The following is an 18,517-nucleotide window of genomic DNA, read 5'->3' as shown; positions in this document are numbered from 1 at the left end:
CGATCAACTGCTCTGTCTGTATTTTTCTCTGCCCTCCTGAAAAAGATCGCCGCCGACGGTATCGTTGATCACGACCAGCGGCAGCTCACGAATTTCGAGCCGGCGCACTGCTTCGGGCCCGAGCTCTTCATAGGCTATTATCTCCGAGGACTCGATCCGGGATGAGATTAGCGCAGCCGCTCCGCCCACGGCACCAAAATAGACAGCGCCGTGCTTTTGCAGCTCTTTTCTAACCTCTGGCGAGCGAGAACCCTTACCGATCATTCCTTTCAGTCCGGCCTCCAAAAGCGGAGGCGTATATGGGTCCATCCGGCTGCTGGTCGTAGGGCCGGCCGGACCGATCGCATAGCCGGGTTTAGCCGGGGCCGGTCCTACGTAATAAATCATCTGACCCCGGATCTCGAAAGGCAAGTTTTCACCCTCTTCCAGACGGTTGACCAATCTCTCATGGGCTGCATCACGGGCGGTATAGATGATGCCCGAGACTTCCACCGAGTCGCCGGCTCTAAGCTCGGCCAGCTTTTCCTCTTCCAGGGGAGTTTCCAGTTTGATGCTCATCTCTTTTATCACTCCTGATAAGATTGCCGCTTTCTTTCCAGCTTTCCCGCAGCATTTACTCAGGTCTCTCAAGCAACAGAAAATATCTCAAATAACCGTCGACTTATGGCGGGCGGCGTGACAGTTGATATTAACAGCTACCGGCAGCGAGGCTATATGGCAGGGATGGGTCTTTATGTTGACCGCCAGAGCAGTGGTGATGCCGCCAAATCCCTGGGCTCCGATGCCGCTTTTGTTGATCTCCTCTAAAAGTTCCTTTTCCAGTTCCGGCATCTCGGAATCTTTTCTTTCCGGTGTGAGCGGTTCCAGCAGCGCCTTTTTGGCCAGCAGCGCACATTTTTCGAAATTGCCGCCGATGCCGACGCCGACTATTATCGGCGGACAGGGGTTGGGGCCGGCTTCGATCACGGTGTCGACCACAAAATCTTTGACCCCCGCCACTCCGGCAGCCGGAGTCAGCATCTCAAGTCGGCTCATGTTCTCACTGCCGCCGCCTTTAGGAGCCACCGTCAGCTTTAAATCATCGCCAGACACCAGCTCCGTATGAATTACCGCCGGGGTATTATCGCCGGTGTTTTCGCGGCTGCCAGCGGGATCTTTCACGATCGACTTGCGCAGATAGCCTTCTTTGTAGCCTTTTCTCACACCGGCATTGACAGCTTCTCTCAGCGTGCCTCCCACGAGTTCGACCTGGCTTCCGATTTCGGCGAAGACGACGGTCACGCCGGTATCCTGGCACATCGGCAGTTTTTCCTCAGCCGCTATTTCGGCGTTTTTGCGGATCTGCTCGAGCGCCTCGCGGGCGGCCGGCGACTCTTCCTGGCGGGCTGCCTTATCTAAAAACTCCTCCATCTCATCCGGCAGATAATAGTTGCTCTCCTGGGCCAGGCGCGCTACTTCCTCCGTAATTTCATCAACTTTTATTTTGCGCATATTCCGATCATCACTCCTCTTCTTCATTCAGAATATCGCGGCCGGCAATACCCGGTTCGGTCATCTCGTAGGGATTGAGAATTTTTTCCAGCTTCGCCTCGTCCAGAATCTCCTCCTCCAGAATTACCTCGCGCACCGATCTGTCCTCATCGAGAGCTCTTTTGGCTATGCGGGCGGCTGTCTCGTAACCTATATGGGGGCTTATAGCTGTGATGATACCGACGCTGCTGTCGACAAGCTCCTCACACCGCTCCGCGTTCGCCTCGATGCCCTTTATGCAGTTTTCCACAAAAGTTTCCAGCCCCTTGCGCAGCATCTCGATGGCCTGGAAGAGATTGTACATGATGACCGGCTGCATAACATTCAGCTCGAGCTGACCGGCCTCGGCCGCCTTGGTTATGGTGGCATCGCTGCCCATGATGTGATAGGCTATCTGGTTGATAACCTCGGGTATCACCGGATTGACCTTGCCGGGCATGATAGAGGAGCCGGCCTGAACCGCGGGCAGATTTATCTCGTTGAGTCCGGTTCTCGGTCCGGAAGACATCAGCCTGAGATCGCTGGCTATCTTGGAGAGATTGCTGACGCAGGTTTTGAGCGAAGAGGAGACCCCCACGAAAGCATCGACGTTCTGGGTGGCATCGATCAGATCTTCCGCCTGGGTGAGATCGAGAGCGGTGATATCCTTGAGCACCCTGGTGACGATGTCGAAATAATTCTGGTCGGCGTTGAGACCGGTGCCGACAGCGGTAGCGCCCAGATTGATCACCTTGAGATCCTCGATCGTCTCCTCTATTCGCCGCCTATCCCTGCGGACGGCCGTGGCGTAAGCCTTAAACTCCTGGCCCAGCCTGATGGGGACTGCATCCTGGAGCTGGGTCCGGCCCATCTTGATTATTTCGTCGAATTCATCGCCTTTCTCATCTAAAGCCTCATGCAGCGCCTCGACCCTTTCCACAACCTCCTCCAGCATGCTGATTGTCGTTATCTTGGCGGCGGTGGGGATGACATCGTTGGTCGACTGGCCCATGTTGACATCGTTGTTGGGATGAACGACATCGTAATCGCCCTTTTCGCCGCCGAGAATTTCGATGGCCCGGTTGGCCAGCACCTCGTTCATGTTCATGTTGATCGAGGTGCCCGCTCCGCCCTGGACAGCATCGACTATAAACTGATCGCGATAAGCTCCGCCAATCACCTCATCGCAGGCCTGGCTTATGGCTTCAGCCCTGCTGTCCTCCAAGAGACCTATGCGCGAGTTGGTGATGGCAGCGGCCTTTTTTATCTTGGCCAGCGAGCGTACCAGCCGCGGGTGGATATTGAGATCGGTGATCTGAAAGTTCTCCGCAGCCCGCAGCGAATGAACACCGTAATAGGCTCCGGCCGGTATCTCTTTTTTGCCGATCGAATCTTCTTCAATTCGAGACTCCATAACTTGCTAACCCCCTCAAAATACAGCTATAGCTGAAAAAACATCAACTTTCTATATCCCTTCTATATCCCTGTTTTTCTGTGAATTTCACTGCAAAAACAGGCAGAAAAAACAGGCAAAAGACGCCCTCTCAGCTCCGGGAGGGCGCCGGAATGATATCGGCCTGCACAGGTTGGTGCAGCAGTTTTTCTATTTCGTCCCGATTTTCCGCCCGGGACAGCGCCCACATAAACTTGGTCATGAGGGCGGGAGTTGTCATATCCTTAGAGGAAATAACACCCGCATCTTTTATTCTCTTGCCCGCCTCATAGGTCGAAAGGTCGGTGCTGCCGGCCTGGACTTCCGAAGTTACCGCGATGGGAACTCTGGAGAGAGCTTCATCTATCCGGCGGGATAGATCGCGCTCCCGGAAAGGAACATTGCCGAGCCCGAAAGCTTCCAGCACCAGACCGTCTCGTTCATCAGCCAGCCGGGTTATCAGGTCGGGCTCGAGCCCCGGAAATAATTTTACGAGCGCCACATTCGGATTTAAAGCCGGCTTTTCTGCCGGTACAGATCCAGGTCTGAGCTCTGCCGGTGACTTTCCGGCGGCGGTTTCCTCGCCGGCGCCGTCAAAATCTTTGAATATCTCACTGTTGAACCTGATTCTGTTGCCGCATACTTCTCCCACCGGCGGATAGTTGATTGACTCGAAGGCAGCAAATTTCCTGGTGTGCACTTTGACGGCGCGAGGCCCGTTTAAAACTTTACCGTCAAAAACCACAAAGACCCCTTCTATGTCCCGGCAGGCGCAGCGAATGGCATCTACGAGATTGCCGCGGGCATCGCTCATCGGCCTGCCGATCGGACGCATCGAACCGGTGAGCACCACCGGCAGCTCGAGATCCTGCAGCAGGTAGGTAAGCGCGCCGGCGGTGTAGGCCATGGTATCGGTGCCGTGAGTCACCACCACTCCCTCGTAATCCTGGCTCTGTTCGCGGATGACTTCGGCTATTGTCAGCCAGTCCTCCGGCTGCATGTTGGTGCTGTCAATCTCAAAAACATCGATCGTTTCCAGGCTGCCGGCAGATTTCAAACCGGGAAGATATTCGATCAGCTCTTTAGCTCTCAATCCTGGAGTCTTACCATTTACCGATTCGACCGAGGCGATCGTGCCTCCGGTCGAAACTATCAATATATCCTGCATTTATTTCACCTCTGTTTGCTTACCGACAAAATTTATCCGGAGTATCTCAAAATACTCCCTCCTGTTCCTGTTTCTGATCAGGATTGAACAGCCGGTTCTCATCGAGTCTCCTCATCCGTCTTCCACATAAAGAGGCCGGTATAACCGTAGAGAACGGCCAGAATCATCGCGATAAAAGCCATCCACATATAAGGTATATACTCGAATACCGAGACTCCCAGCAGAGTGGACATAAAGATGCCGTTATCGGACCAGGGAACCATGGCCGAAGTCAGCGTGCCGCCCACCTCTGTGTTGCGCGAGAGCACCGTGCGTTTCAGGTTGAGTTTGTCATAGCTGCCCTGCATGATTTTGGGCGGAACTATAACCGATACGTACATGGCCGATCCGAACATGTTACCCATTATGCCGACCACGATCGAGCCGATGGCTGTCCGTCCCGGATTTTTGAAGAGATGGGATATCTTGTCCACGATAACCCGCAGTCCGCCGACCTTTTCCAGCAGACCGCCGAAGCCCAGGCCGAACATGATCACCGCAATCGAAGGAAGCATTTCGTAAATTCCGCCGCGCGAGAGCAGATCATCGATGAATTCGACGCCGGTATCCAGCACGAATCCGTCATAGGCCGTGCCCAGCGCCTCGAAAAAGCCTATGCCCTGAAATACCGCCGCCCAGACAACTCCCAGCAGAGCTCCAAAGGCGATGCTGGCCACAGGAGGCTTTCTCATGACCAACAGAATAATTACTACGGCGGCAGGAATGAGCATGATGGGATTGATGGAAAAGTGAGTCGACATAACTTCCATGTATTCTTCCACCCGGGCCATCTCTTCCGGCGCGGTACCGACATCCATCATCAACCCGACTATAGTGTAAAGTATCGCCGAAATCACCCAGGCCGGAACTATCAAAGTAAGCATGGATCGTACGTGTTCGATGACTTTTACATTGCTCATGGAGGCGGTGAAGTTGGTGCTGTCGGAAAGAGGCGAGAGTTTATCGCCAAAATAAACTCCGGAAAGCACCGCTCCGGCGACCAGCGGCATGGGATAACCAAAGCCAGCTCCCACTCCCATCATGGCGATCCCGGAGGTTCCGGCCGAACCCCAGGAGGTTCCGGTGGCGAGTGAGGTCAAAGAGGTGATGATAAGTGTAGCCAGGAGGAATATACTGGGATGAATAATAGCAAGTCCGTAGTAGATAAGAGTTGCTATCACTCCACCGGCAATCCAGGTACCGATCAGAGTACCGACGGTGATGAGGATCAAAATAGCTCCCATTCCCTCACGGATACCGTCCATAAGCCCTTCTTCCAGTTCTTCATAACTATAGCCCAGCCTTACTCCCAGCGCTATGACTAAAAACCAGGAGATGAACAAAGCCAGCTGAATCGGCAGATCGTAGATGGAAACAAAGGAGAAAACGACAACTAAAAAGGCAACCAGCACCAGAAGAACTTCGCCGATTGTGGGATCGCGCACTTCATCAGAAACATCCATATTGATAAAAACCCCCTGCTGTTGATAATTATTTTGCGATGCTAAAATATGTTGCGACCAACTCTTTGCCAGATCGCCGTACCAATTACTGATCTTCTTGTCTTCAGATGTTAATAGGTGTGTCAAAAACCTCATTTAGTTGTACTGTAAGATATAAAGCTGCGTTCACAATGAAATTTTTCCCCGATCTTATGCGATATCTATCAGCTGATAACAAGAAGACCCCCAATTACAAAAAAATAAAAAATTAAACTATAATGCAAATATTATAACTTCTTTATATCCTGATATAGTTGATCATAATCTTTTCTGCAGAACTTCCATCGATTCTTTGAGGTGGGCCTTCATAGCCTGGCTGGCTTTTTCAGAAGCACCCTCGACGACTGCCTTATATATTTCCTGATGATATCGAAAGGCTTCCTCGGGGCGATCGGTCAGGGTTATTTTTCTGCTTTTATGCTGCAGCTCGATTAAACTTATTATAAATGAAGTCAGTATGTTGTTGCCCCAGGCTTTGATGATTGCCTGATGAAACGTAATATCCTCCAGACGTCCTGCTTCCCCCTTTTCTATCTGTGATTTCATCTTTTTAAGGGCTTTTTCTATATCCGCCAGTTTTTTATCGCTTAGTTCTCTGGCGGCCACTCTTTTGACCACCTCGGGTTCTATTAAAATTCTTATCTCATATAATTCTAACAATGTTTCTTCGGTGTTTTCATCAAAAGAAAGGGAGAAAATATTTTTAAATATCGGCCTATCAGATATTACCTCTGTGCTGGCCCCTTTTTTCTTTTCAATAAGACCTAAAAGTTCGAGCACCTGCAGGCTTTCCCGGATGGTAACCCTGCTCACGCCAAAATTTTGAGCCAGTTTTTTCTCGGAAGGAAGATTATCGCCCGGCTTAAGCTCTCCTTCCTTAAGCAGATCCAATATTCTTTCGACGATTTTTTCATACATGTTGGATTGTTCTATCGTCTCATCTTCAAACATCAAATTTTTCCTCCGGCTTTAAAATTGGTATAGCTGTATATCTGACTACCTGTATTACAGGACGCTTCTGTGATATTAATTCTGTTTCTTTTGCAGGTTTTCCTTGTCGGCCTTTAAAATTCATAATATTGAGATTTTAACGCCTGGCCAGCACTTCTATCTCCAGTCCGGCCCCTTTGGGCAGCCGGGCCACCTCGACGCAGCTGCGGGCGGGGTAGGGTTCAGAGAAGAATTTTCGATAAACCTCGTTAACCTCGTCAAAATCATCGAGATCGTCCAGGAAAATTCTCGCTTTCAGCACATCGTCGAAGTTCGCTCCCGCCTCGCTCAAAATTTTCTCGATATTCTCCAGGCACTGCTCCGCCTGGTCGGCAATATCTCCGCTGACCATTCCACCTTCTGGCTTCAGAGGAAGCTGACCGCTGACAAAAACATGATTTTCAAAAGTCACTCCCTGCGAATAAGGTCCGACTGCAGCCGGGCTCTCTTCTGCGGCGATCTCTTCGATCGAACTCATCAATATCCCTCCTCAAATTATTTTTTTGATAGTGGTCAAAAGTTTATCGATATTTTCATCCTTTACAGGGGTTTGGATGCGCACAAAAGATCTGTCCAGTCCCGGAAATTGATCGCCCGGTGCGGTTTTGATGCCCCTCTGCCGAAACTCCCGATACAGGTTGATATCGTTCTTCGCGCCGAGCAGCAGAATTGGGACTTCAGCGTCGGTGGCCGCCAGATCGAATCCTTCCTCCTTTTCTATCTCTCTCATAATCCGGGATTTAGACCGGGCTATTTTTTCTCTGGACATCGCGAGGTAATCCCGATCGGTCAAAGCTTGCTCCCAGAAAGGCCGGAGGATGTCCGGGCAGGTGAAGGGCGATAGATTTATCTGTCTGTAGTATTGCGCTATCGTTTTTGAGGTGACCAGATAACCCAGCCGCAGGTTGGCCAGTCCTAAACCCTTGGAGAGCGATCTGATCACGAGTAAATTCTCGCAGTCCTCCAGAAGCTTCAGGGCCGAATTATCACAGCTCATAAACCCTCCGTAAGCCTCATCAATTATGACCGGAATTTCCTCTTCGGCCGCCCTGGCGGCCACCCGGGCCAGAAGGTCGATATCTATGATCTGACCGCTGGGATTGTTGGGATTATCTATGAAAATGAGATCGTGCCCGGGCCGAATGCTTTCCAGAAATTTTTCGCCCTCGAATTTAAATCCGTCTGCGGCCAGGGGAATCGAGTCATACTTTCCGCCGAGTATTTTAACAAAGTTGCAAACCTCCGGAAACTGGGGCCTAAAACCGAAGACCACCTTATCTTTTTCCAGGAAAAGCTTCAGCACTCTCTCCAGCAGTCCAGCTGCTCCGCTGCCGATGAAAATCTGATCCTCATCAGGCTGGAAAATCCCCTGCCAGCAGCAGCTTATGAGCTCGCGCAGCTCCGGGTATGCCGGATCGGGATAATCTCCCACCCGCTGCCAGTCGATCTCTTCGGCGGCGCGATCAGCCTCCGGCAGCGGTCCCAGCGGATTTACTCCCAGCGAACAATCCAGCGAGATATCCTCTCCTTCCAGAACGGGATCGGTTTCAGCTTCCACGTATGACATCTTTTTAAATTTTTTTATCCGCGATCTCAATTTTATCTTCATCAGTTTCAGTCCTCAAATTTATTCATCTTAAAGTTCCCGGTCAGCGGTGTAGAGTGCGATTATGTTCCCGAGGGGAGTGTCGGACTGGACATGATGGGCCGGAGCACAGATATAGCCGCCGCCTCTGCCGAGCACCTGACATCTCTTCCGGGCCTCTTCTCTCACTTCGGCCGGACTGCCCCGGGGCAGCGTTTTCTGCAGATCGATGCCTCCGTGAAAGCTGAGGCTGCCGCCATAATTTTTCTTTATCTTTTTCATATCCATCCCTTCAGCTCGCGGCTGCAGGGGATTTAGCACATCGATACCCATCTTCTCCTTGAGTTCGCTGATGAGCGGATAGATGGCGCCGCAGCTGTGATACATGATCGGCTTTGAATAACTTTTGATCACCTCGTTGAGCTTTTGGTGACGGGGCAGCAGAAATTCCCGCCACATCTTTTTGGAGATGAGCAGGTTGGACTGGGTGCCCACATCATCGTAGGTATAGACCAGATCAATTTTATCACCGGCCTGCTCCAGGGCCCGGCGGGCGATCCGGCAGAAAAGCCCGGTGAACTTATCCATGACAGCGCAGGGAAGTTCCGGTCTCTCCACCAGATCGGTGAGAAAATCGGCAAAACCGTAAAGCCCCCAGGAGAGCTCAAAAATGCCGCCCAGCTCGAGGCGGATGTGATAGCGGGTATCCTCGTTTAAGCATTCTATCCTCTGATCGAGATCGGAAAAATCCCAGTGGCCGATTTCAGGCCAGCCCTCCCAGCTTTTGATAGCGGCCGGACTCTCAAAATCATTCAGTGGATAGGCGGCGTATTCCTCATAGATTCCGCCGCTGGAGTTTTTCACCTGCTGACGAACAGTCCCCCAGCGGTCGACATAGGCTCCATCTTCTTTTTTTAGCGGGGCCGGCCCCACATAGGCGGGCCGGGCCTGGCGGCAGTCGACTCCCAGAAGCCGGTAAACCTCATCGATTTCATCTGCAGCCAGAAGCTTTTTTAGCCGCTTTTTTATCGCCGGCACAGCCCAGAAATCAAAAGGAACCCTGTCCGGCTGCTGGTGAGTCAGCGCCCTCTCAACTCTGGTGCGCGGTGAGATCATCTCCTCCGACGGAGCTCCGTATCTCTGGCGGAGAATGCTTCTCAAATCCTCTGCCTTTTCTGCGCTTTCCAGCTTTCCCGCGAGATCCTCCATCTATCCTCTTCCTTCCCGTTATAGTTTCACGATATACTTTTCCGGTTTGATATGCAGTTCCGGAGCGAAATTGGCATTATAGACTATTATTTCCTCGCTATCCGCAATTTTTTCTACCTCTATATTTATCTCCTCAGCTGAAATCTTCACCGCATTTTCCACCAGAAAATTCAGGCCATCCTGACTGAAAGTCTGGAAATTGGCATACTGTTCGATATTTTCCGCAGGCTCCACCAGAGCCAGATTATAGCGGGAACCCTTTCAGCCTATATCATCCAGGGTTATCTTTATACAGAAATTTTCGGGTGAAATTTCCCGCGGACGAAAGATCTTCTCGTGTGCTTTTTCGCTGAGATTGATTTTCATGGTTTTTGCTCTCCAGATATGATTTTAGATGCTTTTTTTTATAGTTCTAATCTCCTCGGGAAATTCCTTCCTGCCGGAACAGCTGCCAATCTCGTCCTACAATTATTTTACCTTAAAAAGCAGAATGGGTGGAAAGAATTTAAGTCAGGCAAAATCCATCTTATTTTTTACGATATTAAGAATCTCCTCTTCGGCGATCAATTTCTTCATGCTGGCGATATCCTCTGCAAGTACCCGATCCTTTTCCATTTTGGGCACAATCTTTCTTATCCGCTGAAAAACCAGGAATGTGGCGGGAGCGAGTTCCTTTTTTGGATCTTCTGTGCGCATCTCAACTGCCTGAGCCGCTGTTACAAATTCTATCGCGATAATATTGCTGAGATTTTCGACTATGCGTTTTAATTTGCGGGCACTGACTGCTCCCATGCTGACATGATCTTCCTGGTTGGCAGAGGTGGGGATAGAATCGGTCGAAGCCGGTGAGGTCAGCATTTTATTTTCTCCGACCAGAGAAGCCGAGGTATACTGAGCTACCATATAACCTGAGTTCAACCCCCCGTGCTCTGTCAAAAACATGGGGAGATCATTGTTTAAAGTTCCATCTAACATTCTAAAAACCCTCCTCTCAGAGATATTTCCTATCTCTGAAAGAGCCATAGCCAGGTAATCGAGGGTCAGAGCGAGGGGCTGCCCGTGAAAATTACCCCCAGATATTATTTCATCGCGATCAGGAAAAAGCAGGGGATTATCCGTGGCGGAATTGACCTCGCGGCTGATCGTTTTTTTGACATGGTTATAAGCATCTCTGCTGGCCCCGTGTACCTGGGGAGCACAGCGCAGAGAATAAGCATCCTGAACTCTGTCATCCTGTTTTTCTAAGACCAGAGAGCTCTCTTTGAGCAGATTGTAAAGATTGGCGGCAACCAGACTCTGTCCGGGATGAGGTCTTACCTCGTGGACGACATTTTTAAAGGGGGCAAGGATCCCCTCCACTCCCTCCATTGTCAATCCCAGAGCGATATCGGCATGCTGCAGAAGATTGAGAGCATCGACCAGAGACAGCGCCGCAAAAGCTGTCATCATCTGAGTTCCATTTATAAGGGCCAGACCTTCCTTGCTGTCAAGTTTGACCGGGGAAAGACCGCATCGGGCCAGAGCCTTTTTACCGGTCATCTCTTTACCATCTACTTTCGCTCTGCCTTCTCCCATGAGCACCAGGGCCATATGAGCAAGTGGAGCAAGATCACCGCTTGCACCCAGCGAGCCCTGGGCAGGCATCACCGGATGTACTCCTTTGTTTAGCATATCCACCAGCAGTTTTAGCGTCTTATGTCTTATGCCCGAATGTCCCTTGGCCAGCGCATTTATCCTCAAAACCATGGTCGCGCGCACAACCTCGCGGGACAGAGGCTTACCCGTGCCGACAGCGTGGCTTCGAATTAAATTTTCCTGCAGCTGCAGGACTTCCTGGGGCGATATGCGGGTATCGCTAAAACGCCCAAAACCTGTGTTGAGGCCATAGCAGATGCGGTTTTCCTCAACGACTTTCTCCACCTGCCGTCGGGCTTTTTTTACATCTTCGATTGCGGCTTCAGCAAGAGTTACCTTTTTATTCTCTCTGGCTACCTGCACCACTTCCTCAACGCTCAATTTCTGACCATCGATCTTTATCATACCTAACCCCCCTGAAATTTACGGATTTTACTGTGCTGTTGTATCAAATCAATAAAGGGATGCGGCCTTAAAAGCCCCATCCCCTGTCTCCAATGAGTATTTTACTGGACGATATGCGGAGTGAGAATCTGCTCATCGCTGATCTCTCCTCATCTGAAAATGCGGAATAAGCGTCACTCTGGATTTATATCCCTTTTGTTGAGCAGTTCATCTACTACATTTTCAATAAAATTTTCTTCAGCCTGATAGGGCAGCGTGGCGTGACCGAGCCCTTCTTTATTGTCCTGCCAGTCGATCATGGTTTCGATAGCGTTCTCGTTGCGGGCCCAGGCACGGCGGGCAACACCTCCGTGCACATCCCAGTCGACGGAAGATTTGATGATCTCATCGACACGTCTGCTGCCGTCCAAAACCAGGCCGAAACCGCTGTTAAAACATTTGCCGATTCCGACACCGCCGCCGTTGCTCTGCACTGCCAGCGTCATGCCCCGGGCGGCGTTTCCGGCAAAGCAGTGGATTGACATCTCACCCATGATATTGCTGCCATCTTTAATATTGGCTGTCTCCCGGAAGGGGGAGTCGGTACCGCCGGTGTCGTGATGGTCTCTGCCCAGCATGATCGGGCCGATCTCGCCCTCTCTCACCATCTCGTTAAATTTCAGCGCTATCTTTACCCGTCCGGGTCCATCGGCGTAGAGGATGCGGGCCTGAGATCCGACCACCAGGTCATTCTCCTCCGCCTCCTTTATCCAGTGATAATTGTCGTAGTCCTGAGCTCTGCGGTCGGGATCGATGCATTCCATGGCTGCCCTGTCCGTTTTGCGCAGATCTTCTTTTTTGTCGCTGAGACAGACCCAGCGGAAGGGACCGTAGCCGTAATCAAAGCAGACAGGACCCATTATATCCTCCACATAAGAAGGGAAGGTAAAACCCTTGTCAGGATTTTCCGGATCAAGGGCTATCTCCTTAACACCGGCATCGTAGACAGCTTTTAGAAAACTGTTGCCATAATCGAAGAAGTAAGCACCCCTGTCCACAATCTCATCCAGGCAGCGGTAATGCCGGCGCAGCGATCTATCGACCTCTTCTTTAAACTTTTCCGGATTTTCGGAGAGCAATTCTCGAGCTTTTTCAAAACTATAACCTGCGGGTATATAACCGCCCGAATAAGCTTCATGGCAGGAGGTCTGATCGGAGAGCAGATCGACATCTATACCGCTTTCCACGATATACTCCAAAAGCTCGACCACATTGCCGTAATAACCTATGGATACAGCTTCACCGCTCCGGCGGTATTCAGCTACCCACTGGAATACCTCATCCAGGTCATCGGAGCATTTGCCCAGCCAGTTCTGTTCTAACCTGGTATCTATGCGGGACTTATCGACTTCCGCTATAACTCCCACACCGCCGGCAATTTCAATGGCTTTGGCCTGGGCACCGCTCATACCTCCCAGGCCGGATGTCACATAGAGCTGACCGCTTAAATCCTCATCATGATCATTGCCCAAAAATTTGCGGCCGGCATTGAGAATCGTGTTATAGGTCCCGTGCACGATGCCCTGGGGTCCTATATACATCCAGCCTCCGGCGGTCATCTGGCCATAGTTGGCCACTCCCAGTGCGGCAGCTTTGTTGAAATGATCGGGATCATCGAACATCCCAATCATCAGAGCATTGGTGGTGATAGCCCGCGGGGCTTCCGGTTTGGAAGGAAAAAGTCCCAGGGGATGCCCGGAATGAACGACCAGGGTTTGCTCCTCTGTCATCTCCTGCAGATATCTTTTTATCAGACGGTACTGCATCCAGTTCTGGCAGACCTGGCCTGTCTCACCATAGGTGACCAGCTCATAGGGATAAAGGGCCACATCGAAATCGAGGTTGTTGTCGATCATAAACTGCAGGGCTTTTCCTTCCAGGGTATTGCCTTTGTATTCATCTACCGGTCCGGCCTCGATGGGACCATTGGGCCGATAACGATAACCGTAAATTCTGCCTTTTTCCAGCAGTTCATTCATAAATTCCGGAGCCAGCTCATCGTGCAGCTCAGGCGGAACATAGCGCAGGGCATTTTTTAAAGCCAGCTGCATTTCCTCTTGAGAAAGATTGAGCTCCCTTTTAGGTGCCCGGCGAATATCTTCCCGGAACTCTGTGGGTTCCGGCAGTTCTGCCGGCAGTTTCACCTTCATGGCTTCATCAACCTTTAAATTAATATCCTCAAGCTTCATGTCAAAACCCCCATTTATATTTTTAAAAAATTAATACAAATTTGCCTGAATAATGTTGATAAATAGGGCCGAACCACAGGGAAGTGGTGAGCCATTTCCACTCAAAAAACTCTACTCCTCTCATTACAGGTGTGCTCGCTGTGATGAACCTGATATTTTTCCTATTTTGGAATAATAAACTCATGGGTTAGAAAAATATCACCGGAAGAACAGGCGAGCACACCTGTAACCAACTCATGAAGAACAATAACCTGCTCTGCCTAAATTAGCTCACCCTTTTTGATCACCGTCTCCACCAGGTTGGTACCTATCTGATAGGGAAGATGCCTGTAAGAGGGAGCATCGAGAATGAGCATGTCAGCCTGTTTGCCGGCTTCAAGAGAGCCGATTTCTTCCGCGCGGTTCAAAGCAGCAGCTGCATTCAAGGTGACAGCAGTTAAAGCTTCCGCGGGCGTGAAATCCATGTAAAGACAGGCGGCCGCTATTAAAAGAGGCAGTGACTGAGTATAGCAGCTGCCGGGATTAAAATCAGTAGCCAGAGCCACGGGAACATTCTGATCTATCATTTTTCTGCCGGGAGCGTATTCCTCCTGGAGGCTGAAAGCTGTCAGGGGCAGCAGCACCGCCACCACATCTTCAGCAGATAGGGCTTCAATGCCCGCCGGAGAGATTTTAAGAAGATGTTCAGCAGAAACCGCCCCTACCTCGGCTGCCAGCTCGGCTCCACCCAGGGGAGTGATCTCGTCAGCATGTATTTTGGGAGCAAGCCCGGCTTTTTCAGCAGCCTCGAGCATTTTACGGCTCTCCTCTACAGAAAAAGCTTTTTCCTCGCAGAAGACATCGCAAAATTCGGCCAGATTTTTATCTGCCACTTCCGGCAGAACTTCTTCTATCATAAAATCTATAAATTCATCTGAACTGTTTTCATATTCTGCCGGCAGTGCATGAGCTCCCATGAAAGTGGAAGCAACATCGACCGGATGATCTCTATTGAGAGCTTTCATGACTTCCAGCTGTCTTATTTCCGTCTCTTTGTCGAGGCCATAACCGCTTTTCCCTTCGACTGTGGTGATGCCCAGATCGAGCATATTATCCAGCCTTTTTCTCCCCAGGCTGTAAAGCTTTCTGGCTGAAGCCTGGCGGGTATCATCGACGGTATTGACTATGCCGCCTCCCCTGGCCATTATTTCCTGGTAAGATACCCCCTGAAGACGCCAGCTGAATTCATCAGCTCTACTGCCGGCAAAAATAAAATGAGTATGAGGATCTACAAATCCCGGCACCACAGCCTTTCCCCGGGCATCGATGATCCGGCAGGTACAGGAATCTTTCCCGGGAATAATCTCTTCTTCCGGTCCCGCTTTTTCAATCCTCTCATCCTTAATTTTAACTGCTGCATTTTCAATAATCTTCAGCTCATTCACGGCCTCACCCCGCCGGGCGGCAGTCCCCTGCGGGGTGGCCAGCTCACCGATATTAGCTATTATCATCTCACTCAATTTATAACTCCTCCAGAAGACGATTTTCCATAATTTGCCCGGGGGAGAAATCATCCAGCCCCAGATAATAGTCGGCAACATCGAACAATGCCTGAGCTGGCAGCAGTCCGATCAGTTCGCTGCCGGCAATTTCGACCCCGTAACGCTCAGCTTCGAATTTGATCATCTCGAAACTCTGGTAAAGGCTGGTCTGAGTATAATCGGTCATATTCATCGACACCTGGACCATATCTTTATCTTCAAGGCTGAGACCGATCGCTTTACAAAAACGCAGTCCACCGCCGGAATGACGGACTTTGCGGGCTATCTCCTTTGCTATCTCCACCTCTTTTGTGTCGAGATTTACATTGAAAGCCACCAGCGGCATTCGGGCACCTATCACAGTTGCGCCGGCTGTTTCGTGCAGTCTCTGAGGACCGTAATCCGGCTCCCATTCGGGCTTTTTGATCTTCTCCTCAAAACCTTCGTACTCACCTTTTCTGATATGGGCCAGGTTTTCACGTTCGGAACTTGTGGCTGCCTCCTCGTAAAGATATATGGGCAGATCTAGTTTTTCGGCTGCTCTGCTGGCCAGTTCATTGGCCGCCTGCACACATTCTTCCATCTCCACATTGCGCACAGGTGTAAAGGGCACAACATCGACCGCGCCCATGCGGGGATGGCCTCCGGAATGTTCTTCCATATTTATTTCAGCTATGGCTGCCTCCATAGCCTTAAGCATGGCTGATTTTAAAGCTTCAGGCTTTCCTATCATGGTGACAACCAGTCTATTATGATCTTCATCGGGAGCAGAATCCAGCACCAGAACATCATCGGCGTCCCGCAGAGGTTTTTCTATCCTCTCAATTCTGTCCGGATCCCGACCCTCGCTGAAGTTGGGCACGCATTCCATTATTCTCTTCATCGATCGATCCCCTCCATTGTTTGTATATTGTTTCGGGTCCGGTCTATAACTTCCGATTTTTTCTCTGCGGCTTTCTTTCGCAGTTTCCGGGCTCTTTCAGCTTTTTGTTCTACGAACTCTTCGTCCTCTATAGAATCGAGGTTGATCATCACATTGAAAAAAGCCGTCTCCGCCGCCGAATCTGCTGCTGAAACGCCGGCAGCAGCATCTGTAATGGCATTGTCATTTCCTTTTCTGGCCACTTCAACAGCTATCTCAGCTATATCCGCAGCCAGCTCTAACATCTCCAGCGGAGTAGAAGCTGCCGAGCGAAAGGCGGCCTGAATTTTTCTATTTCTTTTTTGGTTTTCCTCGGCGCTTTCCTGAGGAAGACGAAAGGCTTCCATGACCTCTGCAAAGCTTTCAGCATCTTCATCGATCAGCTCCAGCGCTCGTTTTTGCCCCTGATTCAGCTCTTCAGCGAGATCATTTAGCTCGCTGCTGTCTTCAGAAACTCCGATGACCATCATGAGCAGAGAGGCTGCCAGGACACCGCTGACACCGGCGGAACTACCTCCTCCAGGCGCTGGCTTATCGGAGGCGAGCTCCTCAGCAAATCTCTCCAGGCTGTGATTTTTGTAACTATCCATATATATCTCCTTTCTTATAAAGGTACAGGTGTTATATATTCTTTTTCAGTATCCAGTTTGATCTGGGTTTTGTCTTCGATCTCCGCATAAAATCCCTCTTCGACCTGATCGACGAGTGGAATCTCCATTATGATGGAGGTGGCCACCAGGACCGTATCAGGATTTTTTATTATTAAACCAGCAGGAGCATTGTCTTCGATCATAAGCTGGTATAAGCCGTCAGCCTGGACCACCGAGCTTCCTTTCCCTCCGGGGAAAGCCAGAATTTTTCCCGAAATATCCTTTCCCTCCAGATCATGCCCTTCTTCTATAACGATCCCTTCTGCCGGCTCCACCAGATAAAAGCAAAGCGGGCTGCTGGAGAAGAGAACTTCCCCTTCTGCCTGACCTGCTGAAATTTCTCGACATTTAAACTTATTCATTGTAATCCCCCCTCAACTGCTGCTTCTACACATTTTTCCAGTTCGACTATTTCAAATTCCAGATCGCGTCTTTTTGTATAATAAGCGCATTTGGGAGAATTCGTAACGCCTTTTTTATCCCGCAAAAATTTCCAGCAGGGCTGATCTATACAGGTTTCAGTTACTATATGGCCTCCTGCCCTCTCTATTTCTTCTAAATAACCCATTTTTTCCGCCAGATTGCGTGTCATATTGGAAGTGCAGATCCAGAAAGGCACCGAAAAACTGCGACCTGCAAGAGTATCAACAATATTTCCTACCTGTTCTATTGTGAGATGAGGACATCCCATCAGCGCGAATTCTATTTCGCTTTCCGATGATGACATTTTTTTATGTGTGCGGGAGAGATCCTCCGCCGTAATTTCTACCTTTTTTTCGGGCTCGCCTCCCTTAAAAGCTTTTTTAAGTGTATCTGCTTCCGGAGTTATCCCCACTATGTGATACATCGACACCGCTCCCGAAGTATTTAATTGAGCCCCGAAATTCATCAAGCTCTCCTCGCTTATATCATCATTCAGACCGGTGAGCACAGGGATAATATCTTCATAACCTATTTTTTCGGGAATAGTATATCCCAGCAGCTGATAATCAAAATCGGTCTTCACCTCGGCTTCAACCTCTACCAGCACATCTCCTTTTCTATTCTCCTCCAGCAAAAGCCCATATAACGGGGTTCTGCCGGTGACCGCAGCACAGAGAGCGCTTTGAGAGGATTCTCTGTTCGTTCTGGCTCCGTAGACAGAATTGATATAGGGGGTAGCACTGGATTCAGAAAAAGCCACAACTTCACCGAAAGCAGGTATGTTTTTTTCCAGATAGGGGGTGCAATTATAGGTTAATATTGCTCCAATATCTCTATAGGCATCTCTGGTTCGGTTTATTATTTCAACTTCCTTTTCGGTAAATTCAATGCCCTGCTCCTGAAAATACTCCAGATTATAGGGGGGGTTTACCGTCGGGGGAATTTCACACTCAGCTCCTTTTTTTAACATCTTCTCAGCAAACCAGAGATCAGCTTCCTGATTGCTCAAAGCGACATGAGCTTTGCTGATTTTGGCCATTTTTTCCGCCCCGAATGCTTCCCCTATAGCTTTTTGAATTTCCATTGCCAGGGCTTTGCCTTCTCCATATTCACCTTCCAGCATTGCTTTTTCTTCTCGAGTTAAATTCATTATTTCCTCCCTTTCCAGATGTATTAATTACCTTATCACTAAAAATTATTCAGCTCAGCCCCAGAAGTCCCGGCAATAACAGTGTTATTTGTGGAATTATTCCCACCAGGATCAGCACCACTATATGGACGGTGATGAAAGGCAAAATTT

18 protein-coding genes are annotated in these 18,517 nt (G+C 50.0%); all 18 read right to left on the bottom strand.

Annotated elements, in window-relative coordinates:
* Nucleotides 1-3 precede the first annotated feature (3 nt).
* Nucleotides 4-558: a Fe-S-containing hydro-lyase gene (locus tag BLT15_RS10405; protein ID WP_089761449.1), complete on the bottom strand. Its 555-nt coding sequence runs from the start codon at nt 556-558 to the stop codon at nt 4-6.
* Between the two features lie 87 nt (nt 559-645).
* A complete protein-coding gene (locus BLT15_RS10400; protein WP_089761447.1) occupies nt 646-1,491 on the bottom strand; it encodes a fumarate hydratase in 846 nt (281 codons plus the stop codon).
* 10 nt (nt 1,492-1,501) lie between these two features.
* Nucleotides 1,502-2,923 carry an aspartate ammonia-lyase gene (locus tag BLT15_RS10395; protein WP_089761444.1) on the bottom strand — a complete coding sequence of 474 codons (1,422 nt, stop codon included), beginning with the start codon at nt 2,921-2,923 and terminating at the stop codon, nt 1,502-1,504.
* 130 nt (nt 2,924-3,053) lie between these two features.
* Nucleotides 3,054-4,109 (bottom strand): asparaginase, encoded by a 1,056-nt coding sequence (locus BLT15_RS10390; protein ID WP_089761441.1) that lies wholly within the window; start codon nt 4,107-4,109, stop codon nt 3,054-3,056.
* 98 nt (nt 4,110-4,207) lie between these two features.
* Nucleotides 4,208-5,611, bottom strand: coding sequence for a Na+/H+ antiporter NhaC (gene nhaC / locus BLT15_RS10385; protein WP_089761437.1), 1,404 nt, complete (start codon nt 5,609-5,611; stop codon nt 4,208-4,210).
* Between the two features lie 297 nt (nt 5,612-5,908).
* A complete protein-coding gene (locus tag BLT15_RS10380; RefSeq protein ID WP_089761435.1) occupies nt 5,909-6,601 on the bottom strand; it encodes a FadR/GntR family transcriptional regulator in 693 nt (230 codons plus the stop codon).
* Complete coding sequence (locus BLT15_RS13645) at nt 6,594-6,725, bottom strand: hypothetical protein (protein WP_268762251.1); 132 nt, start codon at nt 6,723-6,725, stop codon at nt 6,594-6,596. The genes BLT15_RS10380 and BLT15_RS13645 overlap by 8 nt, the downstream gene beginning before the upstream one ends.
* Nucleotides 6,726-6,737: 12 nt before the next feature.
* Nucleotides 6,738-7,118 (bottom strand): Rid family detoxifying hydrolase, encoded by a 381-nt coding sequence (locus BLT15_RS10375; RefSeq protein ID WP_089761433.1) that lies wholly within the window; start codon nt 7,116-7,118, stop codon nt 6,738-6,740.
* Between the two features lie 12 nt (nt 7,119-7,130).
* Complete coding sequence (locus BLT15_RS10370) at nt 7,131-8,249, bottom strand: pyridoxal phosphate-dependent aminotransferase (RefSeq protein WP_089761430.1); 1,119 nt, start codon at nt 8,247-8,249, stop codon at nt 7,131-7,133.
* Between the two features lie 27 nt (nt 8,250-8,276).
* Nucleotides 8,277-9,434 (bottom strand): uroporphyrinogen decarboxylase family protein, encoded by a 1,158-nt coding sequence (locus BLT15_RS10365; RefSeq protein ID WP_089761428.1) that lies wholly within the window; start codon nt 9,432-9,434, stop codon nt 8,277-8,279.
* Between the two features lie 18 nt (nt 9,435-9,452).
* Nucleotides 9,453-9,668, bottom strand: coding sequence for a hypothetical protein (locus BLT15_RS10360; RefSeq protein WP_089761425.1), 216 nt, complete (start codon nt 9,666-9,668; stop codon nt 9,453-9,455).
* Nucleotides 9,669-9,944: 276 nt separating this feature from the next.
* Nucleotides 9,945-11,474, bottom strand: a complete 1,530-nt coding sequence (gene hutH / locus BLT15_RS10355) for a histidine ammonia-lyase (RefSeq protein ID WP_089761422.1) — start codon at nt 11,472-11,474, stop codon at nt 9,945-9,947.
* 173 nt (nt 11,475-11,647) lie between these two features.
* A complete protein-coding gene (hutU, locus tag BLT15_RS10350; RefSeq protein WP_089761419.1) occupies nt 11,648-13,702 on the bottom strand; it encodes a urocanate hydratase in 2,055 nt (684 codons plus the stop codon).
* Between the two features lie 260 nt (nt 13,703-13,962).
* Nucleotides 13,963-15,192: an imidazolonepropionase gene (hutI, locus tag BLT15_RS10345; RefSeq protein ID WP_234985594.1), complete on the bottom strand. Its 1,230-nt coding sequence runs from the start codon at nt 15,190-15,192 to the stop codon at nt 13,963-13,965.
* A 10-nt stretch (nt 15,193-15,202) separates the two neighbouring features.
* The gene (ftcD, locus tag BLT15_RS10340; protein WP_089761414.1) at nt 15,203-16,105 is read right to left on the bottom strand and encodes a glutamate formimidoyltransferase; all 903 of its coding nucleotides are present in this window, start codon (nt 16,103-16,105) and stop codon (nt 15,203-15,205) included.
* The gene (locus BLT15_RS10335) at nt 16,102-16,734 is read right to left on the bottom strand and encodes a cyclodeaminase/cyclohydrolase family protein (protein WP_089761411.1); all 633 of its coding nucleotides are present in this window, start codon (nt 16,732-16,734) and stop codon (nt 16,102-16,104) included. The genes ftcD and BLT15_RS10335 overlap by 4 nt, the downstream gene beginning before the upstream one ends.
* 14 nt (nt 16,735-16,748) lie before the next feature.
* Nucleotides 16,749-17,156 carry an aconitase X swivel domain-containing protein gene (locus BLT15_RS10330; RefSeq protein ID WP_089761409.1) on the bottom strand — a complete coding sequence of 136 codons (408 nt, stop codon included), beginning with the start codon at nt 17,154-17,156 and terminating at the stop codon, nt 16,749-16,751.
* Nucleotides 17,153-18,367 carry an aconitase X catalytic domain-containing protein gene (locus tag BLT15_RS10325; RefSeq protein ID WP_089761407.1) on the bottom strand — a complete coding sequence of 405 codons (1,215 nt, stop codon included), beginning with the start codon at nt 18,365-18,367 and terminating at the stop codon, nt 17,153-17,155. Before BLT15_RS10325 ends, BLT15_RS10330 begins: the two co-directional genes overlap by 4 nt.
* Between the last annotated feature and the right edge of the window lie 150 nt (nt 18,368-18,517).

It is taken from the genome of Halarsenatibacter silvermanii (assembly GCF_900103135.1).
Lineage (GTDB): Bacteria > Bacillota > Halanaerobiia > Halanaerobiales > Halarsenatibacteraceae > Halarsenatibacter > Halarsenatibacter silvermanii.
Note: the sequence above shows the minus strand (reverse complement) of the source record. Positions and strands in the feature narration are given on the sequence as shown.